The following is a 22,784-nucleotide window of genomic DNA, read 5'->3' on the forward strand; positions in this document are numbered from 1 at the left end:
TCTTCTTACTGGTTTAAATCATAATGTTTCCCTTTTTCGAGGAAAATGAGATGTTCCCCGAAATTCGTCACGTGATCGCCCATGCGTTCTAAATAGCGGGCGATGTTCGAAAACTCATAGACATCGTTCGTCCCGACAGCCATCGTCGGCACAGATCCCATGTATTGTTTGATGACCTGCAAGTTCAAGTCATCGATGACTTTGTCCATCTCGTTCAAGTCACGCACCCGGCTGACCTCGCCTTTATGATAAGCGCGAGTCGCCAGCTCGAGCATGTCAATCAACTGCTCGGCCATCTGTTTGAGCGGCTTGATGTCTAACACGTACGGGACGTGCTCGATGCGCGCAACGGCTTTGGCGATGTTCGTCGCATAGTCCGCGATGCGTTCAAGGTCTGTCGCCGACTTCATCGTCACGATCAAGCGACGAAGGTCGGTCGCGACCGGTTGTTGTTTCGCGATCAACAGAATCGCCTCGTCATTGATTTCGAGCTCGAGGTCATCGAGTTCGTTGTCGTTGTCGATGACCGTCTGAGCGAGTACGAGGTCATGTTTTTCAAGCACTTCGATGGCCGTAGCCGTTTGACGCATCGTCAAATTCGCCAAGCGAACGACCTTGTCTTCTAATTCGTTTAACTTCGTATTAAAAAATGTGCGATTTTGTGCCATGATTGTCTCCCCTTCTTAACCGAACCGGCCAGAAATGTAATCTTCAGTCCGTTTGTCCGTTGGATTCGAGAAGATTTTATCGGTCGCATCGAACTCGACGACTTCTCCGTTCAAGAAGAACGCCGTCTTATCCGATACACGGGCTGCTTGCTGCATGTTGTGCGTGACGATGATAATCGAGTACTGCTCTTTCAACTCTTGGACGAGCTCTTCGACTTTTAATGTCGAGATCGGGTCGAGCGCTGACGTCGGCTCATCCATGAGGATGACGTTCGGTTCGATGGCGAGTGTGCGGGCAATGCAGAGACGTTGTTGCTGTCCACCCGAGAGGCCATAGGCGTTCTCGTTCAAGCGATCTTTCACTTCATCCCAAATCGCGGCGCCGCGAAGCGAGCGCTCGACGATTTCATCGAGTACTTTTTTGTTTTTGATGCCGTGTGTACGTGGCCCGTACGCCACGTTGTCATACACCGATTTCGGGAACGGGTTCGGCTGTTGGAACACCATACCGACCGACGTGCGAAGATCTTCAACTTTATAATCGCGGTCAAAGATGTTGCGACCATGATACAAGATTTCACCGTTCGTACGGACAGACGGCACGAGCTCGACCATCCGATTCAACGTCTTGATGAACGTCGACTTCCCGCAACCCGACGGACCGATGATGGCCGTCACTTCGTTTTTCTTGATGTCGAGGTTGACGTCGATCAACGCTTGATCGTCGCCATACCATAAATTCAAGTTGTTCACGACATAGGCACTTTCTTTTTGCATCACCGTTTCGTTCGGTTGAGTCGTCGTTGTATTCACTTCATGATCTCCTTTGAGTTCTTTTTGTTTCATCATCTCGAGAGTCCTCCTCGTTTACTGCTATGACTTAATGTCGGTTCGTGTACTTGTTACGGATATAGATGGCAGCCGAGTTCATGATGATCAACATCGTCATCAATACAATGATTCCGGCAGCGGCCAAGTTTTGGAATTCGGCTTGCGGACGGCTCGTCCAGTTGTAGATTTGAATCGGGAGCGCTGTGAAATCAGAGAACACATTGCTCGGCGTCGTCGAAATGAACGTCGCTGCTCCGACCATGATCAATGGGGCCGTTTCCCCGATTGCTCGCGATACGGCCAAGATGATTCCCGTGATAATCCCTGGAATCGCCGACGGCAAGACGACGTTGAACGTCGTCTGCCACTTCGAGGCTCCGAGTGCGAGCGACGCATGGCGCAATTCCATCTTGACGGAACGGAGCGCTTCTTGTGACGCGACGATAACAATCGGTAAACTCATCAGTCCGAGCGTGAGAGCTCCGGCCATGATTGAGTTCCCAAGTTCCATAATGCGAACAAAAATCGTCAATCCGAGCAATCCGAAAACGATTGAAGGGACACCGGCCAAGTTTGAAATATTTACTTCGATAAATGATGTGACACGGTTTTTTGGTGCATACTCTTCAAGATAAATCGCAGCACCGACACCGACGATAAACACCATCGGGACGATCAACATCATCAACCAAAGTGATCCAATCAAGGCTGGATAGAGCCCGGCCTGTTCAGGTCGACGGGATGGGAAGTTGCGGAGGAAGTCCAAATTCACCCAGCCGCCACCTTTAGAGACGACATCATAAATCAATGTCGATAGGACGAGCAGGGCAAAGACGAGCCCTGCTAAAAAGACGTACTTAAAGATTTCATTTAATTGGAGACGGCGCTTAATCCGTTGTGAAACGGAAGCACGGTCCATCAAGTTCTTCGTATTCTTGAACTCACTGTTCGGCAATGCCATATTAGTACTCCTCTCTGAAGCGGCGCGTCACCCAGTTCGCGAATAAGTTCATCACGAGCGTAAAGATGAACAACAATGCGCCGACCGCATAGATACTGTAGTATTCGATTGTCCCGTATCCTGCATCACCTTTGGCGATTTGGACAATATAAGCTGTCATCGTTTGAATCGCGTTGAGCGGGTTGAACTCAAAGTTCGGTTGTGACCCACCTGCGATTGTTACGATCATCGTCTCACCGATGGCACGGCTCATCCCGAGGACGATTGAGGCGATAATCCCTGAGAGCGCGGCTGGCATGACGACTTTAATCGCGACTTCAAGACGCGTCGCGCCAAGGCCGAGGGCTCCATCACGAATCTTTTTCGGGACGGCGCTCATCGAGTCTTCCGAAATCGAAGCGATCATCGGAATGATCATGATTCCGACGACGATTCCCGGGCTGAGTGCGTTATAGATTTGAAGCCCTGGAATCAACGCTTGCAAAATCGGTGTGACGAACGACAAGGCAAAGAATCCGAAGACAATCGTCGGAACGCCAGCAAGCACTTCAAGAATCGGCTTCAAAATCGTGCGGGCACGCTCAGACGCATACTCGCTCAAATAAATCGCCGACGCCAAACCGAGTGGTACAGCGACAATCATGGCAATGACCGTAATCTGGAGTGTCCCCATGACAAGGGCCCAGACGCCGAAACGTTGATCGGCACTAAGCGGATACCATTCGGTCGAGCCTAAAAACTCGGCGACCGGTACGCGCTCGAAAAACTTGAACAGTTCAAAACCGAGTGTGAACGCGATGCCGACCGTCGTGACGACCGAAACGAATGCGCTCAAGAATAATAAGAACGGCATGACTTTATCAAACACGTTCGTCGTACTATATTTCTTTTTCTTATTGGCTTCAATCATCTCTCGAATTGACAGCCCTTTGTTTGGTTGATTCATCTCGTGTATCGCTCCCTACCTCTTCATACTAGAAAGCACGGCGAGAAGGCGAGAGCGACTCTCACCTTCTGCCTTCTGCGCTATTACTCGCCAGCGATCTCGTCGATCACTTCAGCGTTCTCATCATATCGTGCTTGTTCCATTCCGACATATCCAACTTCTTCTGAAAGGGCTGCTGCATTTTCATTCAAGAAGCGTGTGTAGTCAGCGACTTGTGGCTTGTCTTTCAATGACGCGTTGTTCACGTATGTGTAAATCTCACGTGAGAGCGGGTATGAAAGATCGTTGATCGTCTCTGTCGTCGGTTCGACGCCTTCGACGTTCATCGCACGAAGCGTATCTTGGTTTTCAATGTAGTACGCATAACCGAAGAATCCGATCGCACCTTTCGTACCGGCGACCCCTGTCACGAGGACGTTATCATCTTCTGACAATTGCGCGTCTTCACGAATGTCCGTGTCTTCAAGGACGGCTTCATTGAAGAAGTCGAACGTTCCTGAGTCTTTACCTGGTGAGAAGAATGAGATTTCTTCGTCTGGCCAGTCTGAGCGGACGTCTTTCCATGTCTTCACGTTAGGGTCAGTCCACATCTTGTTGAGTTCGTCGATTGTGATGTCTTGAGCCCAATCGTTCTCTGGGTTGACGACGAGCGAGAGACCGTCGAGAGCGACAGCGAGTTGTGTATACTCGACACCGTTCTTCTCGGCTTCAGCCGCTTCTTCTTCTTTGATTTCACGTGACGCGTTCGAGAAGTCTGTCTCGCCTGTTACGAAACGTTTAAATCCGCCACCCGTACCTGAGACACCGACCGTGACTTCAACGTCTGGCTGTTCAGCTGAATATTCTTCGGCTACGGCTTCCATAATCGGGAAGAGTGTTGACGAACCGTCCATGACGACTTTACCTGAAAGTCCTTCACCGTCGGCTGCGCCGCCACCTTCTTCATTATTCCCACACGCGGCACCGATGATGGCCACCGAAGTGATTGAAGCGACTAAAGCTGATTTTTTCATCCAAGACATTTCTGACGTCCTCCTTGAGTTTGCTTTGATTTGTGTTGTGGCTTCGTTGTTCTGTCCTACAATTAACATCCTAATAAACTACTATTAACGAGAAATAAACGGAACGTAAAAGAATTGTAAAGACGAAAAAAAGAAGCCACCGAAGTGACTTCTTTATTGAATCTGTGCTTGGACGTCTTCTAAGTCGAAATACGCCTTCATGATGTCGTGCGCGACACGGGTGTTGATCCCTTCCGCCTCGAGGCCTGGCATGATGATGGCCCAAGCGATTTCCGGGTCATCATATGGCGCCCAGCCGACGTGGTTCGAGTTGAGTGTCTTAATCGGTTCACCGTTCGCGTTTCGCTTCGCTTGACCATCTGGCCCTTCCGCGATCGCTTGAGCGGTACCGGTCTTACCGGCCGCCGTGATTCCCGTCTGTTGCAGGATACGAGACGTTCCACTCTCGACCCCTTGCCGGAATCCTTGGCGCGCCCGTTGAAGAAATTCATCACGAATATCGACTTTATTGAGCGCGTTCGGTTGGAACGTGCTGACGACTTGCTTGTTCGCTTCGTCGAGCGAGCCAGGTTCGATGATTTCTTTCAAGAGATGCGGTTGAATCCGGTATCCGCCGTTCGCAAGCGTCGACGTATACTGCGCCAATTGAATCGGCGTGTATGAGATGAACTGACCGATCGACATATCCATGAGGAGCGTAACACGGTCCGGTACGCTACGGAATCCGATTGATTCATATGGGAGGTCGATCCCTGTCTCAATTCCGAGTCCGAACTGCTTATAGTAATGTTCCATCGTATTGAATGCCTCGGTCACGTTCTCTCCGACGATTTGGCCGGTCGAGTAGTAATCGGCGAGCCGCAGGGCAATTTGGAACATATAAATGTTCGATGATAACGCGAGGGCATCAAGGTCGTTGATGTTCCCCATGTTCCGGTACGACGACTTGAGTGACGAACCGATACGAATCGGCGTGTCATAAATATATTCACCCGGTTGGATGACTTCTTCTTCAAGTCCGAACGCGACCGTCGCTCCCTTGATTGTCGAGCCGATTTGACTCGCCCGCAGGACCGTCCCGGTCGAGACGTCTTTGAATTCGTTCGTTTCATAGTCGAGCTCTTGTCCCGAGAGGGCGAGCAATTCACCCGTTTGCGGGTTCATGACGACGGCGAAGGCACGGTCAAAGTGCGGGCTGCCCGAGCGGCCGGCTCGAATCGCTTTCTTCAAAATCTCATCGATTTCTTTTTGGAATTCGATGTCCGTCGACAAGATGATATCTTTCCCTGGGTTCCCGCTAACGCGAGTCGGTTCTCCGACCGGTTCCCCTTTATACGTCGTGAAGACGTCATAGGCCGGGGTCCCGCGTAGCACGTCCTCATACTGTTGTTCGAGATAAGACGTTCCGACCCGATCATTCAAGCCATACCCCTTCGCTTGATACGAAGCGCGCTGCTCGGCTGGGATTTGACGATAACTTCCGAGGAAGCTTTGGAACGTCTCACCGAACGGATAATCCCGCTGATAATACGGTTCGACACTGACGCCAGGGAGCAGTTCCAAGTTTTCTTCAATCAGTGCCATTTCTTTTGGAGACGCCCCGATTTTAATGACTTGTGGGTCGAGCGCATAGCCTGACTCCATGTTATGTTTGATAGCGATGATTTCTTCGGTCGCATCGTCAAACGTGATTTCCGCGTCCGTGATGGAATCGAGCAACAACTGGTCGACGTCTTGGTTCGACAAGGCGGCCCGTTCTTCTTCCGATAAATCAGCCAACAGGTTTTGGACCCGTTCTTGCGAGCGCTCCGGATCGATGGCAATCCAATAATCCTTGCGGTCCCGCTCCGTCACTTTACGGTCCTTCTCCGGCACGTCGACGATTTCCGCGAGCTTGATGGCGACTTCGAGCCGCTCTTCCGTCTTCGTCACTTGCGACCGGCGATACATGACCGAGTAGTTCGAGATGGTGTCGGCGAGCACTTGGCCGTTGCGGTCATAGATTTTACCGCGCGGTACCTCGTACTTGATTTTGCTTGATTCGGTCTTCTGAACTTCACGGGCAATCAACTCACCGTTGACGATTTGGACGACGCCTAAACGGAAAATGAGTGTCGCGAATAAGATGAAGACGATAAAGAACAATAAGTTCAATCGCAACGGAAGGTGGTTGCGCCGTTTCTTCGGCACTTTCACACGGTTTCTGGCCAATTCAGTTATCTCCTTTCTGATTCAATTCCTTCTATAAGTATAGGTAACGTATATGTCAGTGTTATTTCTATTTTTCGACTCGATTTTCACTATATCATAATTTGTTTACAAAATAATGAAATGTAGAAAAAATCCCGAGATTCAATCGAATCCCGGGACAGTGTCATTATTTTGCGTCTGCGTAGAGCTTCGCGACGTAATCCCAGTCGATGACATGGAAGAACGCTTGAATGTAATCCGGACGACGGTTTTGATAGTTCAAGTAGTACGCATGCTCCCAAACATCGAGACCGAGGATTGGCTGAACGCCTTCCATGATCGGTGAATCTTGGTTTGGAGTCGATGTGACTTCGAGTTTGCCGTTTTTCACGACGAGCCAAGCCCAACCAGAGCCGAAGCGTGTTGTCGCTGCTTTCGTGAACTCCTCTTTGAACGCGTCGAAGCTGCCGAACGCTTCGTCGATTGCAGAAGCGAGTTCGCCCGTCGGAGCACCGTTCTCGTTCTTCTTCAACAATTTCCAGAAGAATGAGTGGTTCCAGTGACCGCCACCGTTGTTGCGGACCGCTGTTTGAATGTCAGCAGGAAGTGAATCGAGGTTTTGAAGCAACTCTTCGAGTGAAGAGTAGTTCACGTCTTTTCCTTCGAGTGCATTGTTTACGTTCGTGACGTAAGTGTTGTGGTGTTTCGTGTGGTGGATTTCCATCGTGCGTGCGTCAATATGTGGTTCAAGTGCATCGTATGCGTAATCAAGTTGTGGTAATTCAAATTTAGCCATAACTAAAATCCCCCTTAAATTGGTTTGAACAACGTTCGTTTTAAATGTAACAGATTTGTGACGGTCGACTCAATTGTAATGCTTCACTCGACGTCTTGTTCAGGTAACGCCCAAACCGAAATCGAACCTGCCGCTACTTTAAATACTCCATGTCCGTCTTCATCAATCTCAACGACCTCATCGACGGTCTGTGTCAAATCGACCCATTTCTCGCCGGCACGGTGCTCGCCGACGAACATCTGTTTCTCGGCTGCTTCACTGTTCGAGATGAGGACAGCACAACCCGAACGCTCGATCTCCTCGACACCTTGACGGACCCAACCGATGACGTGTTCGTCATCGAAGTAGTCGTCCTGTTGACCGTACGCTTTCTCACGGCGCGCATAAAGGAGCGGATCGATTGCCACTTTCTTCCCATCGGCCGGGTGCGGTCCGTTGATGCCGTAGTAGTCCCCATAGAACACACAAGGGTACCCGTCTTGGCGAAGCAAGATTAAACCGTAGGCGATTTGTTTGAACCAATCTTCGACCCATGACTCGAGTGCTTCCGCCGGTTGTGAATCGTGGTTATCGACGAACGTCACTGAGTGGAGCGGGTGGGACTGGACGAGCGTATCGTCAAAGATCGTCCGCATATCGAACGATTCTCCTTCTGTCGAGGCACGCTGCAAGTTGTAATGGAGCGGCACGTCGAACAAATCGACGTGATAATCGATGTTGTCGAGGAACTCACGGCATGCATCGAGCTCTGACTTCCAGAACTCACCGACCAAGTAGAAGTTGTCGCCTTTTTCAGCTTTCATTTTCTGGCTGAACTCTTTAACGAAATCATAGTTGATGTGTTTGATGGCATCGAGTCGGAACCCGTCGCACTGCGTCTCTTCGATAAACCACTTGCCCCAGCTAAGAACTTCTTCACGGACTTCTGGGTGGTGATAATCGATATTGGCGAACATCAAATAGTCATAGACACCGAACTCGTCATCGACGTTGTCGTTCCATTTTTTGTTTTCACCGAGGATGAAGAAGATACCGCTATGGTCGTTCGCAGCGTCATAATCTGTACCGTTAAAGTGATGGAAGTTCCATTTGAAAGAGGAGTGTTTGTCGTTTCGACCTTCGAAATCAAACTTGGTCCAGCCTTCAATCTCGAACGGCTCTTCTGACAGCACTTTCGTGCGATCTTCCGGGTCGACTTCGAGCACATCGAACTTCTCGGTCGCATCGGCCCCGGCTTTATGGTTTAAGACGACATCCATATAGACTTGCATTCCAAGTTCTTGGGCATGCTTCGTCGCCTCGAGTAATTCCTCTTTTGTTCCGTATTTGGTCGCGACCGTTCCTTTTTGGTCAAACTCCCCTAAATCATACAAATCGTACACGCCATATCCCGTATCCTCGTCGCTCTGTCCTTTCGTGACAGGGGGCAACCATAATGCGGTAATTCCGACTTCCTTCAATTCAGAAGCTCGTTCTTTCAATCGCTTCCAATGTTTCTGGTCAGCCGGGACGTGCCATTCAAAAAATTGCATCATCGTATGATTTCGTTCCATCTCGCTTCGCCTCATTTCATATTTTTCAAAAAACAAAATGCTAACGGATATTTACCCAGGACTTCGAGTTTGAAAACTAAAAATGAAAACAAAAAACAGCTTTCATCAGAAAGCTGTTCACAAAATGGACCCTGTAGGACTTGAACCTACGACCGGACGGTTATGAGCCGTCTGCTCTAACCAGCTGAGCTAAGGGTCCTTTATTGGTAGCGGCGGAGGGAGTCGAACCCACGACCTCACGGGTATGAACCGTACGCTCTAGCCAGCTGAGCTACACCGCCACGTTGTTATACAGTAATAATATACTGAATGAACGCGTCACTGTCAATCAAAAGTCACATTGAACCAAAAAGTCCCTCCGTCTCAAATGAGCCGGAAGGACCGTTGGATTAGACTGTTGCTTCGTTTCTATCTTCAAGCGTGATTTCTGTGATGTTCATGGCGTGATCACCGATGCGCTCCAAGTTCGAGAGCATATCGACGAAGAACATACCGGCTTGGCCGTCACACTCACCTGTATTCAAGCGGACAACGTGATTTTTACGGAACTGACGCTCCAGCATATCGAGTTTCGCTTCCATCTCGATGACTTGACGCGCTTCGACCATGTCTCCGCTCGCCAACGTTTGAAGTGACTTCTCGAGCGTGGCCCGTGTCAAATCGTACATTTCCGTCAACTCTTTCTGAGCACCGGTCGATAGTGTGACACGTGTCGCCGTCTTATAATCGATCAATTCGATAATATTCTCGACGTGGTCACCGATTCGCTCGATATCGTTGATGGCATGCATGAGTGTCTTATGTTCTTGTGATTCTTGCTCCGTCAAATCAACGGCAGCGAGTTTCACGAGGTAATCTGTGATTTTTGAGTTAAGCGAGTTGAGCGCCTCTTCAATGTGCGCTGACTTCTCGGCATGTTTCTTATCGCCAGTCGTCATATAGTTGCGCGCTTCATCAAGTCCAAGTTTTGCGAAGTCGCCCATGCGGATGACTTCAAACTTCGCTTGTTCGACGGCGATCGATGGTGACTGTTGGATGAAGATTGGATCCAAATGCTGTGCTTTCGTATCGACGATTGAATCTTCACCAGGAACCATTTTCGTCACGATCCAAGCAATCGTTCCGATGAACCAGAACTGGATGAACGTGTTGACGACGTTGAACGTCCCGTGGGCGAAGGCGATTTGCATCTTGTCTTCAATCGCTAAAATATCTGTGATCCAGTAAATATATTGTGTGAACGGGATCAACAAGATCATGAAGATCGTCGTCCCGACAATGTTAAAGATGACGTGGGCTGCTGCCGCACGACGGGCTGCTACCGAAGCACCGATTGAAGCGAGTACCGCTGTAATCGTTGTCCCGATGTTGTCTCCGAACAAGACCGGAAGTGCCGCGTCCAAGTCGATTGATCCACCGGCATACAACTCTTGCAAAATCCCGATCGTTGCTGATGACGATTGAACGATGACGGTAAACACCGTACCGACGACGACACCGAGGAACGGGTTGTCACTCATCGATTGCGTCAAGTCGATGAAGTATTCGCTCGAACGGAGCGGCTTCATGCCGCTTCCCATAAGTTCAAGACCGTAAAACAGCATCCCGAAACCGAAGAAGATTTGACCCAAATGTTGCAATTTCTCTTTTTTAAAGAAGAAAAGAAGAATCGCACCGATAGCGATAATCGGCAACGCGTAGGCGCCGACATCGAAACCGATGATGAACGCGGTCACTGTCGTCCCGATGTTCGCCCCCATGATGACCCCGATTGCTTGACGGAGCGTCATGAACCCGGCGCTGACAAGACCGACCGTGATGACAGTCGTACCTGACGATGACTGAATCAAGACTGTTACAATGATACCAGCTAGTACTCCGAGGAACGGATTCGATGTATACTTATCAAGGATGTCACGCAGGCGGTTACCTGCTGACTTTTGGAGGCCGTCTCCCATCGATTTGATACCGAAGAGGAAGATCCCTAATCCTCCAAAAAACATGAATAACATTTCTTGCAAATTGTATTCCACGATTTTTGTACTCCTTTTGATTGTGAATTAGTTGTGTTTGCTTGGTTTTTAATGCCCTACTCATTATGCCCGCATCACCCATTCGATGTAAACAGGTTTAATGTTAAGGTTTTATTAAACCACTGTATGATTTTTGTTTGTTTTTCTAGTTTTGTACTATAACAGATTGGAGTTCCATTTATGTTCAAGACAACGATTCAGTTTATCCGCCATAGCCTTTACCCGTCCAAGCAGGCGTTACGTCTCCGCTTGGCCCCACTCCACGCCTATATGATGGCGAGTTTAGTGTTGACGTTGACCGTCACGGCACTCGATTACATCGTGTTACAACCAAATTTCTTTTGGCCGATGTGGTTGTTCTTACATGCGTTCGCGATTTTCTTCTTCTATATGGGACTCGTCGCCCTCAGTGCCCTCCTCGTCCAACTCGTCACGAAATGGCGTACGAAGAAGATGTGGCCGTATCGCCAAGCTTGGCCGTATGCGGTCGCGATGTCGCTCATTCCGACAGTCAGTCTCGTCGTCCTGTATCACGTTTCGCCGTCCGCGTCGTGGTTCGGGATTCTACTATTATTTATTTATGTAGTCGTTCCATTATCGCTAATCCCGATTAAACGAACATCATAAAACAAGGCCGGATGAACGCTTCTATGCGCTCGTCCGGCCTTGTTTATTGGAGTGGTGCCAAATCATGCAAGACGTCGTGAAGACGTTCGCTTTGATTGCCGAGATGGGTTCCTGCCGTTTGTAAAGCTCGTTGTGTATCCGTCCATTCTTCGACACCGTCTTGTAAGTCATGCAGTTTTTGCTCGAGCATCATTCCGATTTCGGTCAATTGACCATTCGCTTCCGCCATTTCAAGCAACTGCTGTCCGGTCAGCGATGTCTGTTCCGTGATCGCTTGGAATTGGCTCATTTGTTTTGTGACCTCATGATCAATTTTCTCGATCCCCGCTTCGATATTACGCAATGCCGCCCCTAATGATTTAATGTCGGATTCGAAGCGTTCCATTTCCATGAACACTTCGCTTCGTTCTTGCCGAATGGCTTCAATCGTAGCCACAGCGGATAACGTCGATTCGTTCGTCACTTTCGCCAACTGTCCGACCTCGCTGGCGACAACGGCAAATCCTTTACCATGTTCACCGGCACGTGCTGCTTCAATCGAGGCGTTGAGCGCTAACATTTTCGTCGCAGCCGCGACAGAAAGGATTTTCTTTAGCGCATCATCCGCTCGCTCTGATGTCGCCTCGCTGTCTAATAATCGTTGCTGGACCGCTGCCGCTTTGATGGCAAACGATTCACTCGCTCCTTTGACGCTCGAGAACGATTCCATTTCTGACGCAATCGTTCGATTTAGTAACTCTGTCCGTTGATCGATTGCAGCGATATCTTTTTCGAATGAACGAACGTGGGCAGCGATATCGGTAAACCGATGGGTCGACTCGGTCGTGAACGACTGGTAAGACTGACTTGTCAGCGCGACCGTGGCCGCTACTTCCTTAAAGCCCACGATTTGCTGTTCATTCGCCTCCAGTTGTCTTCTGAACAGCGGCAAGCTTGATTCGAATGCTGTTGACGTCTCGGTCATCGTCACGAGCGAGCGCGTCCATAATCCAATTAACGTATTGTATGCCTGCTCTAGACTTCGCATTTCAATTGAGTTGGCGTCTAATGTGACTGCTGTGAATGAGCGCGTCGCCACCGACTCACGCAATCGTTCGGCAAACTGCGTCAACGGCTTGACCTCACGACGAATCATGACGGCAAACAAGCCAATCATGAACACGAGCATACTGATCAGGCCAACGAAGACGATTTCTCGTAGTGCCCACATCGAACCGAGTACCGACTGTTTCGTCACAACAATGACGTAATGAGCCTGAAGTTCAGGAATCGGCGTCGCAACGATAAACTCATCATGTTGATCACTGACACTCACGTCTTCCACTAAAATCTCATCTAGGCGATTGCTAAACCGGTCTTCAACTTTTTTCCCGCTCAATTTTTCGATATTATCATTGGTCACCAAATACTGACTCGCTTCGAGTCCGTCTGCAGCTAAGATCGAAGCCTGTTGCATATACGTCGACTTTAAAGAACGGGTTAACATCTTTTCGTTCGCGACATACGCCCCATACGTCGTCTTGATTGTCTCTCGCATCACAGTCGCTTCTCGATGCAACCGTTTTTCGATTTCGTCGGTCATCAACTGTTCGGCTTTCATGGCGAACCAGCCGAATACAATTGAAAATGATATGAGCATGATTGGCATCAACGTCCAAGTCAACCGACTTGCCATCGTCCACTCGTTTCGACGCTTCATCCTCTTCAATCGCTTAAATCGCTTCAACATCCTTCATTCCACCTCTTCACACGTCATTTCATTGAATATATCGGTCTTCAGACGGTGGAAAATTATGAAGCATCTGTTAAGATAACGTTAGCGTTTCGTAAGAGCACATCTCGCAAGCGCTTGCCGGGTGCTTTTTCACAAACATTTCGTTATGATAATAAGGAAACCACTCATCTTAAATCGATTGGAACCTTTCCAAAAGAAGGAGATTACGTATATGTCAGAAATTTTGCATCGTTCATTAACCCGTCCGATTCGTGTCGGCAACCTCATCATTGGGGGATCGAATGAGGTCGTCATCCAGTCGATGACGACAACGAAAACACATGACGTCGAAGCGACCGTCGCCGAAATTTTGCGTCTTGAAGAAGCAGGCTGCCAAGTCGTCCGCGTCGCTTGTCCGGATGAGCGCGCTGCCGATGCCCTCGCTGAGATTAAGAGCCGCATCAATATCCCGCTCGTCGTCGATATTCACTTCGACTACAAATTGGCGCTCAAAGCCATCGAGAGCGGTGTCGATAAGATTCGAATCAACCCGGGTAACATCGGTCGTCGCGAGAAAGTCGAAGCGGTCGTCAACGCCGCTAAAGCAAAAGGCATCCCGATTCGCATCGGTGTCAACGCCGGCTCACTCGAAAAGCAATTCCTTGAAAAGTACGGTTATCCGACGGCTCAAGGAATGGTCGAGAGTGCCATGCACCACGTCAAAATCTTAGAAGACCTCGGTTTCTATAACACGATCATCTCGCTTAAGGCATCTGACGTAAACTTGGCCCTCGAAGCGTATACGCTCGCAGCCAAGACGTTCGATTACCCGCTCCACGTCGGAATCACGGAATCAGGCCCGCTCTTCTCGGGATCACTCAAGTCTGCTGCCGGCCTCGGGGCAATCCTTTCGCTCGGTATCGGTTCGACGGTCCGTGTCTCACTATCTGACGACCCGGTCGAAGAAATCAAAGTCGCCAAAGAAGTGCTCAAATCGTTCGGTCTCGCGGCCAACGCGGCGACGCTCATCTCATGCCCGACATGTGGACGCATCGAAATCGACTTGATTTCGATTGCGAAAGAAGTGGAAGAGTATATCCAAAACATTAACGTCAACATCAAGGTCGCTGTGCTCGGCTGTGCGGTCAACGGACCGGGTGAAGCACGTGAAGCCGATATCGGCATCGCCGGTGCCCGCAACGAAGGCCTGCTCTTCCGTCACGGGAAAATCATCCGTAAAGTGCCTGAAGCCACGATGGTCGAAGAGTTGAAGAAAGAAATCGACGCCATTGTCGCCGAGAAACTTGCCGCTCGCGAACTCGAGGAGCAAGAACTCGCCAACCAATCTAACTAATCCTTCGCCCGCTCGGTTGCAACCGAGCGGGCTTTTGGTACAATAAGGGTTATGAGCAAGGAGGGACGAAGATGCACATTGGAATAGACCTCGACGGAACCGTCACGGATCCGCAAAGTTGTTTTCACTATATGAACGACGCACTCGGGTACGCCATCGATTATCATCAAGCGACCGAATACGAGTTGCATACGTATACCGATATGACGCAAGAAGCGTTTTGGCGCTTCATGATTGAGCAAGGCCACGAGGAAGCGATTTATCGTCGCTCACTTCCCCACTCTGAAGTGAACGACGTCCTTTGGCACATGCGAAAAGCACACCGTCTCCATTACGTCACGGCCCGCAGCGAAGCCGTCCGCGCCGTCACCGAGGAGTGGATTCGGCAGCATGAACTCCCACTCGACTCGCTCATCATGACAGGGAGCCATGACAAGGTCGGCGTCGTCAAACAGCTCGAACTCGACCTATTCATGGAGGACCGTTATGAGAACGCGATCTCGATCCATGAACAGACGACCATCCCGGTCCTATTGTTCGACGCGCCGTATAATCGCAAACCGTTACCGGATGGCGTGAAGCGGATCACATCTTGGAACGAGGCGCTCCACATCGTCAATCGCTTCGAGACGACCAAGTCTATCACCATTTAAAAAAAGCCCCATATACGTGGATAAGAATATCCACTGTATACGGGGCTTTTTTATATGCGTCCGATCGCTTCGATGACGTCTGTTGCGAGGACACTCGCCGGATGCATCTGCCGACTCGCGGCTTGTGCCGCCAAGGCGTGCCATAGGACGGCTTGTTCGTTCGGGGAAGACTCGGTGTCGATTCGGTCCGTCCGCGCCCAGAGCGCGAGCAACATTCCGGTCAACACGTCGCCGCTCCCTCCTTTCGAGAGCGCCGCGGCTTGAATCGTATTGACCGCCCCCGTCCCGTCTGGTTTGACAATCAGCGTATGCGTCCCTTTCAAGATGAGGTGAATCCCATGTTGCCGTGCGAAGTCTGACGCGATACGGAACCGGTCCGCTTCAATCTCGGCGACGGACCGTCCCGTCAAGCGAGCGAACTCTCCCGGGTGCGGCGTCAACGTGAGAGGACCTTCCGCTGCGAGATGTTCCGTCGTCAAGGCGCCCGCATCGACGATCAGCGGTTTCGATTGACGACTTACGGTTTGCCATAAACGGTCCGACCGTTCATCGTCGACGAGACCTGGCCCAATCGCCGTAGCCGCATACGTTTTGTCCGGTAATTCATCGATGCCATAATACATCGCCTCCGGTAAACTCGATGCCATGATGTGCGCCTCCGATGGGATGGCCAAGTCCAGTAAGCCAATGCCAGTCCGTAACGCCGCCCGGGCCGCCAAGAACGGGGCTCCAATCAAATGACGGCTCCCGCCAATCAAACATCCATGACCATATCGATTCTTATGACCGTACGGGTCGCGCTCGAGCAACCCCCGATCAAAGTCTGACTCGATCAACACACGCCATTCGGACTTGTGTGACAGTCCGATATCGACCATCTCGACCGTCCCATAATATGGGGCCGTCTGAGTTAAAAAGGCACTCCGCTTATAGCCGTGTAGCGAAAACGTCGTATCTGCCTTAACCGCATGTCCGTCAAATTCTGACGCCTCATCACTCGGGACACCGGACGGCACATCGATCGCCATGACCGGCGCCGACTGTTCACGCATCCAAGTGATGACGTCCCTCGCCTTTCCGGTGACCGGACCACGGAATCCGACCCCAAACAAGGCGTCGACGACATAATCGGCGTCTCGGGGCTCCTCGACGATGGTGACGAAACGGCGCGCATACGCCGCATGCCGTTCCCCTTCCGAAGACTTCGGTTCGCCAAATGGGGCATAGACAAAGACGTCACACCCTCGCTGTGCCGATTCTCGAGCCACGACCCAGCCGTCCCCACCGTTATTGCCGGCGCCGCAGATGACGAGCACCGACGAGCGTGGCCGGAAGGTCAGACGGGCCGCCACGGCTGATGCTGCCCGTTCCATTAACACGTCGGCCGGCATCCCTTGCCGGAGCGCCGTCGCATCGGCTTGTTTGATTTCGGCTGCGGTGTAAATCATCTCGACTCCCCCTCTCTTGATTCGACAAAAAAGGGATTGCATCCACAATCCCTTCTTGTCACTTACATTGTTTACAATACCCGTAAATCTCGAATTTATGATCGACGACCTCAAAATCAGGATCGAGCGTCTCGACATAGCGCATCGGGCAGAGCTCGAGCAGCTTCGTCTTACCGCAACCGCGGCAAATCAAATGGTGATGATGATGATTCGACCCGCACGTGACGCGGAACGCCTTCTCTCCATTCAATTCGGTCGCTTCGAGCAATCCTTCCTCAGCGAATGACTTCAAGTTGCGGTACACGGTGTCAAAACTCATCGTCGGATGTTTCGCGCGCATATAGTCGAGCACGTCCTTGGCACTGACGTAACGCTCTTCCGCCGCGAGAAAGGCAAACATCTCAATCCGTTTCGGTGTCACTTTGAGCGACGACGATTGCAGGCGGGTCAATTGTTCAGTTTCCTTCATAACGAACCTCCTTCTTCCGAGCGAGTCCGAGTCGTTCAGCCAGCATGACGACGGCTAAAATCATAACGGCGAGCAGAACGATGACACCACCCGGGGCGACATCGAGCTCATAGGCGAGGATGAGTCCGCCAATCGTCGCGACTTCTCCGAACACGATTGACCAGAGAATCGTTTGCTTGAAGCTGCTCGTGAACCGGAGCGCAGCCGCGACCGGTAATGTGATCAGACTCGAGACGAGCAGTGTGCCGACGATGCGCATGCTGACGGCGATGACGAGCGCGACGACGAACATGAACAGCACGTGGAGCATCGTACTCGGCAGGCCCGACACTTTCGCCTGTTCTTCATCGAACGACAAGAACAACAGCTGTTTATAGAACACGATGATGACGAGCAACGTGAAACCCGCCACCGCCAAAATCATCCAGATGTCTGATAGACTGACCGCTGAGATTGACCCGAACAGGAGCGTCGACAAATCGATGGAAAACCCGCGCGACAATGAGATGAAGATCGCACTGAGTCCCATCCCGGCCGACATCATGATCGGAATCGACAACTCTTGGAAATGGACGTATTTTCCGCGGAGCCAATTGAGGCCGAGCGCGGCGAGCACGGAGACGAGCGTCCCCAAGTAAAGCGGGTTCAAGTCGCTGAACAGCAGAATATACTGTCCGAGGAACAGACTGAACGAGATTCCGGCAAGCGTCATGTGGGATAACGCGTCGGCAATCAAACTCATCCGTCTGACGACGACGAACGAGCCGATGAGCGGCGCAGTGAAACCAATGACGACGGCTGCGATGAACGCATAACGTAAAAAGCTGTACGTGAACAGATCCGTGATCATGACGTACCTTCATGGACGAGCACTTTGACCGGATACGGTTTAATCGCCGTCAATTCGCCGAGTTCACTATATTCTTTTAATCCACAGTTGCAGGCCATACGCCCGTGATCGAGATGGACGACTTTCGTGACGAGGTCGGTGACGACGTTCAAGTCATGGGTGACGAGAATGAACGTACATGACGTGTGCTCACGCAACAGATGGAGCACCTCATAAAAATCACGCAAATGTTTTTGGTCGACCCCGACCGTCGGTTCATCCAAGATGAGCAAGTCCGGTTGGTTGACGATTGCTCGAGCGATAAAGACGCGCTGTTGCTGGCCGCCGGACAGGCTGCCGATTTTCCGATGTCGAAACTGCCACATATTGACCGTCTCGAGTGCATTTTGAATGGCCGCCTTGTCTTCGATATTCAACCGTTTGAACAGACCGAGGCGTCCATAACGGCCCATAGCGACGACTTCCTCGACCGTCACCGGAAATCCTGAGTTAAACGACGCGGCTTTTTGGGAAACGTAACTGATACGAGACTTGTCTTTGAACTGTCCTTGGGGACGGCCGAACAGTTCGACTGATCCGGTTTGCGGCGATAACAATCCGAGAATCGTCCGAATCAAGGTCGATTTGCCGGACCCGTTCTCCCCGACGACAGCGACAAAGTCGCCTTGTTTAATATCGATGGACACGTCCTGTAGCGCGGCGATCCCATCGTAATGATAGGAAACATGATTTAATTTTACGACGGATGTCGTCATAAGCTACCCTTCTCTCGTGTGATAAATCGTAATCATTTCTACTTGCTTGGCGTCTGTATTATACAGAATATCAGTCTATGCTTCAAGTATAGAGGCAATGCGAGCCGATTGGCGGCGCACGAACTGAAATCCGTATGTAATTTTATGATCTTCGTTGTACACTAGAGATAACGCAGAGGGGGTTTTTCCGTGGAGAAAAAACTAGCAGTCATCGATATCGGGTCCAACTCGATTCGTAACGTCATTTTTGAAGTGAACGGCCACGGTCAGTATTTTGAACGGTTGAACGTGAAAGAAGTGGCACGGCTGTCGAGCCATATCACCGATGACAATGAACTGTCCGAGTCTGGCATCGAGGCGCTCATCGAGACGCTGAATCACTTTAATCGCTTGAACGAGCATCACGAAGTGAAAGAAGTGTTGCCCGTCGCGACGGCCGCCATCCGCAACGCCAGCAATTCCGAGGCCATTTTAGAAGAAGTCCGGCAAGCGACCGGCATGGAGATTCGGTTGTTGAGCGACTATGAGGAGGCGTTTTACGGCTACTCGGCCATCATCAACTCGACGTATATCGAGGACGGCTATTCAGTCGATATCGGTGGTGGTTCAATGGAAGTGACCTACTTCAAAGATCGTGAACTCGTCTTCTATCACAGCTTCCCGTTCGGAGCCGTCACATTGACCGAGGACTTCATGAAGGGTGACACGCTCACGAAAGACGAGCGTAAACAATTGACGACGTTCTTGAAAAAGTCGTTCAAAGAGATCGACTGGCTCGAGCCGCACGGTATACCGCTCGTCGGTGTCGGAGGCACGGCTCGAAACCTCGTTCGGGTCGAACAGTCGATGTCCTTGTTCCCACTCGAGGGAATTCATCAATACACGCTCGGGGCCGACCGCCTGCATGATGTCGTCGACGAACTCATACAAATGTCGCCGAAACAACTTGGGCGTCTCGACGGTTTGTCGAAGGACCGGATGGACATCATCGCCCCGGCCGTGACCGCCATCGATGAACTGGCGAAGTATTTGAAAGTTCCTGAGTTCATGATGAGCAACAACGGACTACGCGAGGGCTTGTTCTATGAGTACTACTTAAAGGAAAACAATCGGGTCCGTTTCGGTGACGTCAAAGAAGAAAGTTTCCGTCATTTCGAGAAGCAGTATGCCGTCGACCCGGTCCGTCATCAACACTTGATTCATCTCGCCCGCCAAATTTACACCGGCTTGATTGAGACGAAGACGATTAAGCCGAAACCGTTCGAACCCGGTCTTTTAGAAGGGGCGTGCCGGCTCGCTTATGTCGGGGAATATATCGACCATAATAACAAGAGCGACCACACGTTCCACTTGATTACGACGAACGATTTTAAAGGGATGAACAACGAGGACAGGCTCGCCCTCGCCTTGGTGACGTCCTATAAATCACGACGCCTGCTCGAACAACATATCGAAGGCTTCCCCGAATGGTTCGACTCGAAGATGTTGAAGAGCTTAGAGCTGCTCGGCTCCATCGTCAAGCTCGTCGACGCGCTCGATTTGACCGAACGTCAAGTCGTAGAGAACGTCGACGTATCCTCGACCGAGGAAGGACTTGTCTTCACGCTTCATACGCACACATCCCCGCGCTTTGAACTGCAACGCGGCATCCGCCATAAAAAACATTTGGAACGTGCGATTGACCAATCAATCGAGTTACGCGTAGAGGAGAGAGATTCATGACCATCTACTTACCCGAACATTTCAATAACCGTGAGCTCAGCTGGCTGAGCTTCAACGAACGCGTCTTGCAAGAAGCGATGGACGAACGCAATCCGCTCATGGAACGGCTGAAGTTTCTCGGCATCTTCAGCTCGAACCTCGATGAGTTTTATATGGTCCGTTTCGGCGGATTGAAAGACGAGGTGCTCGCCGGCTTCAACCGTCCGGAAGACAAGGCCGGTCTGACGCCGAAGCAGCAAATCAAAGCCATCTCCATCAAGGCGCAAGAGCTCGTCGAGGTCCAGTACGCGACATATAAGAAAATCCTCAAGCAGCTCGCCGCGGAGAACGTCCGTTTCTTGCGGCCGAAACATTTGAATAAGACGCAACTCGAGTTCGTCAAACTCTATTTCCGGACGCATGTCTTCCCTGTCTTGACGCCGATTGCCGTCGACGCCTACCGGCCGTTCCCGATGTTGTTGTCTAAATCACTGAATATCGCCGTCGAGATCGCCTCGACCGATGAAGGCAAGAAACGGCTCGCTCTCGTCCAAGTGCCGGCCGTCTTGCCACGCTATCTCGAGCTACCGACCGAGGATGAGGACCATACCGACTTGATGTTGCTCGAGGATGTCATCATCCAGTTCATCGACTCGTTGTTCAAAGGGTTCGAAGTCGAGTCGACGATGCCGTTCCGAATCACCCGAAACGCCGATATGCCGTTCCATGAGGAAGGCAGCCGCGACGTCTTGAAACAAATCGAGAAAGAGTTGAAGAAACGACGCTACGGGGTCGCGATTCGGCTCGAGGTGCAGCAACGGTCACTCAGTAAAGAGCTGTTGTTCATGCTCCAGGACGTGCTCGACCTTCATGACCGGGACATCTTCCTCGTCGATGGTCCAATCGATTTGACGTTCTTGTTCGGGGTCTATAATAAAATCGGGATCGAGTATGATGAGATGATTAACGAGACGCTCATTCCGTTCGTCCCGGAAGGACTTGAACCGGGGAAAGATTTGTTCCAAGCGGTACTGAAAAAAGATTACTTGCTCCACCATCCGTACCATTCGTTCGACCCGGTCGTCCGCTTCATCGCCCAGGCGGCCAAAGACCCGAACGTCCTCGCCATCAAGCAGACGTTATATCGGGTGTCCGGTGACTCGCCGATTATCAAGGCGCTGACCGATGCCGCCGAGAGCGGGAAGCAAGTGACGGTGCTCGTCGAATTGAAGGCCAGGTTCGATGAGGAGAAGAATATTCAATGGGCAAAACAGCTCGAGAAAGCCGGCGCCCACGTCATTTATGGCTATAAAGAGTTAAAGACGCACTCGAAAATTACGCTCGTCGTCCGTATTCTTGAAGGCGGCGTCTTGCAACGGTTCGTCCATCTCGGTACCGGCAACTATAACGACTCGACCGCCAAGCTGTACACGGACATCGGCTTGTTGACAACGAACGAAGAGCTCGCCGAAGACGCGACCAACTTCTTCAACTGGCTCTCGGGGTACGGAGAACGTCCGTCGTGGCATAAATTCGAGACGTCACCGGACGACATGCACGACTTCTTCCTTCAAAAGATTGAGGACGAAATTAAACTGCACGAGAAATACGGCAACGGCCGCATCGTCGCCAAGATGAACTCGATTACCGACAAGCCAATTATCACGAAACTATACGACGCCTCACAGGCCGGCGTCAAAATCGATTTAATCATCCGCGGCATCTGTTGTCTGCGTCCGGGCATTAAAGGCATCTCGGAAAACATCCGTGTCATCTCCATCATTGATCGCTATTTGGAACACTCGCGTATCTTCTACTTCTATCAAAACGGGAAAGAAGACTTATATTGTTCCTCTGCCGACTGGATGACCCGTAACATGCGCAAACGGATTGAGATTCTATTCCCAATCCTCGATGCGGGACATAAGTCGTATATTAAAGACATGCTCGCGCTACAACTCGTCGATAACGTGAAAGCCAGAATCCAGCGTGCTGACGGCAGTTATGTGTATTTGAAACAAGAAGCCGGACAAGAACAAATTCAATCACAAATCATCATCCATCAATACACGGGCGGCCGCTGGAACAACATTCCGAGCGTGTTTGAACGGGAACCTTCGAACTGGGCCGAACGGGAAGTCCTTCGCTTACGAGCTGAAAATGAGAAAATGACAGATGACTGATGTTAGACTTCTCAAACGAGAATGAACATT

19 protein-coding genes and 2 tRNA genes are annotated in these 22,784 nt (G+C 50.8%); 5 read left to right on the forward strand and 16 right to left on the reverse strand.

Features of this window, described 5'->3' with window-relative positions:
- Positions 1 to 5: 5 nt before the first annotated feature.
- The 11 genes from phoU to KNP67_RS09190 form a co-directional block, all read right to left on the reverse strand.
- Entirely contained in the window at positions 6 to 668 is a 663-nt protein-coding gene (gene phoU, locus KNP67_RS09140) for a phosphate signaling complex protein PhoU (protein ID WP_214756519.1), read from the reverse strand.
- Positions 669 to 683: 15 nt separating this feature from the next.
- The gene (gene pstB / locus KNP67_RS09145) at positions 684 to 1,445 is read right to left on the reverse strand and encodes a phosphate ABC transporter ATP-binding protein PstB (RefSeq protein ID WP_242678926.1); all 762 of its coding nucleotides are present in this window, start codon (positions 1,443 to 1,445) and stop codon (positions 684 to 686) included.
- Between the two features lie 103 nt (positions 1,446 to 1,548).
- On the reverse strand, positions 1,549 to 2,460 hold the full coding sequence (gene pstA / locus KNP67_RS09150; RefSeq protein WP_058763923.1) for a phosphate ABC transporter permease PstA: 912 nt from the start codon (positions 2,458 to 2,460) through the stop codon (positions 1,549 to 1,551).
- A 1-nt stretch (position 2,461) separates the two neighbouring features.
- Positions 2,462 to 3,406 (reverse strand): phosphate ABC transporter permease subunit PstC, encoded by a 945-nt coding sequence (gene pstC / locus KNP67_RS09155; RefSeq protein ID WP_021065724.1) that lies wholly within the window; start codon positions 3,404 to 3,406, stop codon positions 2,462 to 2,464.
- A gap of 83 nt (positions 3,407 to 3,489) precedes the next feature.
- On the reverse strand, positions 3,490 to 4,428 hold the full coding sequence (locus KNP67_RS09160; RefSeq protein ID WP_131471273.1) for a PstS family phosphate ABC transporter substrate-binding protein: 939 nt from the start codon (positions 4,426 to 4,428) through the stop codon (positions 3,490 to 3,492).
- Between the two features lie 153 nt (positions 4,429 to 4,581).
- Positions 4,582 to 6,639, reverse strand: coding sequence for a peptidoglycan D,D-transpeptidase FtsI family protein (locus KNP67_RS09165; protein ID WP_198662263.1), 2,058 nt, complete (start codon positions 6,637 to 6,639; stop codon positions 4,582 to 4,584).
- 166 nt (positions 6,640 to 6,805) lie between these two features.
- A complete protein-coding gene (locus tag KNP67_RS09170) occupies positions 6,806 to 7,414 on the reverse strand; it encodes a superoxide dismutase (protein WP_021065721.1) in 609 nt (202 codons plus the stop codon).
- 83 nt (positions 7,415 to 7,497) lie between these two features.
- Positions 7,498 to 8,967: an alpha-amylase gene (locus KNP67_RS09175; protein WP_021065720.1), complete on the reverse strand. Its 1,470-nt coding sequence runs from the start codon at positions 8,965 to 8,967 to the stop codon at positions 7,498 to 7,500.
- Between the two features lie 125 nt (positions 8,968 to 9,092).
- Positions 9,093 to 9,166 (reverse strand) — tRNA-Ile (locus KNP67_RS09180).
- Between the two features lie 5 nt (positions 9,167 to 9,171).
- Positions 9,172 to 9,248: transfer RNA gene (locus KNP67_RS09185), tRNA-Met, on the reverse strand.
- A gap of 108 nt (positions 9,249 to 9,356) precedes the next feature.
- Positions 9,357 to 11,000, reverse strand: a complete 1,644-nt coding sequence (locus KNP67_RS09190; RefSeq protein ID WP_058763927.1) for a Na/Pi cotransporter family protein — start codon at positions 10,998 to 11,000, stop codon at positions 9,357 to 9,359.
- A 180-nt stretch (positions 11,001 to 11,180) separates the two neighbouring features.
- Here KNP67_RS09190 and KNP67_RS09195 point away from each other — a divergent pair, with 180 nt between their 5' ends.
- A complete protein-coding gene (locus KNP67_RS09195) occupies positions 11,181 to 11,627 on the forward strand; it encodes a hypothetical protein (protein ID WP_251128648.1) in 447 nt (148 codons plus the stop codon).
- A gap of 43 nt (positions 11,628 to 11,670) precedes the next feature.
- Here KNP67_RS09195 and KNP67_RS09200 read toward each other — a convergent pair whose 3' ends face one another.
- Complete coding sequence (locus KNP67_RS09200; protein WP_214756521.1) at positions 11,671 to 13,356, reverse strand: methyl-accepting chemotaxis protein; 1,686 nt, start codon at positions 13,354 to 13,356, stop codon at positions 11,671 to 11,673.
- A gap of 217 nt (positions 13,357 to 13,573) precedes the next feature.
- On the opposite strand from KNP67_RS09200, the gene ispG reads away from it, so the two are divergent.
- Complete coding sequence (gene ispG, locus KNP67_RS09205) at positions 13,574 to 14,695, forward strand: flavodoxin-dependent (E)-4-hydroxy-3-methylbut-2-enyl-diphosphate synthase (RefSeq protein WP_021065716.1); 1,122 nt, start codon at positions 13,574 to 13,576, stop codon at positions 14,693 to 14,695.
- 71 nt (positions 14,696 to 14,766) lie between these two features.
- Positions 14,767 to 15,348 (forward strand): hypothetical protein, encoded by a 582-nt coding sequence (locus KNP67_RS09210; RefSeq protein WP_236355694.1) that lies wholly within the window; start codon positions 14,767 to 14,769, stop codon positions 15,346 to 15,348.
- Between the two features lie 50 nt (positions 15,349 to 15,398).
- Here the strand turns inward: KNP67_RS09210 and KNP67_RS09215 are convergent, their stop codons facing one another.
- The 4 genes from KNP67_RS09215 to KNP67_RS09230 are packed head-to-tail and all read right to left on the reverse strand — an operon-like array spanning position 15,399 to position 18,870.
- Entirely contained in the window at positions 15,399 to 16,796 is a 1,398-nt protein-coding gene (locus KNP67_RS09215) for an NAD(P)H-hydrate dehydratase (RefSeq protein ID WP_214756522.1), read from the reverse strand.
- A 58-nt stretch (positions 16,797 to 16,854) separates the two neighbouring features.
- A complete protein-coding gene (locus KNP67_RS09220) occupies positions 16,855 to 17,265 on the reverse strand; it encodes a Fur family transcriptional regulator (RefSeq protein ID WP_021065713.1) in 411 nt (136 codons plus the stop codon).
- Positions 17,252 to 18,115 carry a metal ABC transporter permease gene (locus KNP67_RS09225; RefSeq protein WP_058763937.1) on the reverse strand — a complete coding sequence of 288 codons (864 nt, stop codon included), beginning with the start codon at positions 18,113 to 18,115 and terminating at the stop codon, positions 17,252 to 17,254. Before KNP67_RS09225 ends, KNP67_RS09220 begins: the two co-directional genes overlap by 14 nt.
- A complete protein-coding gene (locus KNP67_RS09230) occupies positions 18,112 to 18,870 on the reverse strand; it encodes a metal ABC transporter ATP-binding protein (protein WP_214756523.1) in 759 nt (252 codons plus the stop codon). Before KNP67_RS09230 ends, KNP67_RS09225 begins: the two co-directional genes overlap by 4 nt.
- A 189-nt stretch (positions 18,871 to 19,059) precedes the next feature.
- Here KNP67_RS09230 and KNP67_RS09235 point away from each other — a divergent pair, with 189 nt between their 5' ends.
- Together KNP67_RS09235 and KNP67_RS09240 are read left to right on the forward strand one after the other, a co-directional pair.
- Entirely contained in the window at positions 19,060 to 20,592 is a 1,533-nt protein-coding gene (locus KNP67_RS09235) for a Ppx/GppA family phosphatase (RefSeq protein ID WP_021065710.1), read from the forward strand.
- Positions 20,589 to 22,754 carry an RNA degradosome polyphosphate kinase gene (locus KNP67_RS09240; protein WP_058763938.1) on the forward strand — a complete coding sequence of 722 codons (2,166 nt, stop codon included), beginning with the start codon at positions 20,589 to 20,591 and terminating at the stop codon, positions 22,752 to 22,754. Before KNP67_RS09235 ends, KNP67_RS09240 begins: the two co-directional genes overlap by 4 nt.
- The last annotated feature ends 30 nt before the right edge of the window (positions 22,755 to 22,784 follow it).

The sequence above is a fragment of the Exiguobacterium sp. s157 genome, from assembly GCF_018618205.1.
Lineage (GTDB): Bacteria > Bacillota > Bacilli > Exiguobacteriales > Exiguobacteriaceae > Exiguobacterium > Exiguobacterium chiriqhucha.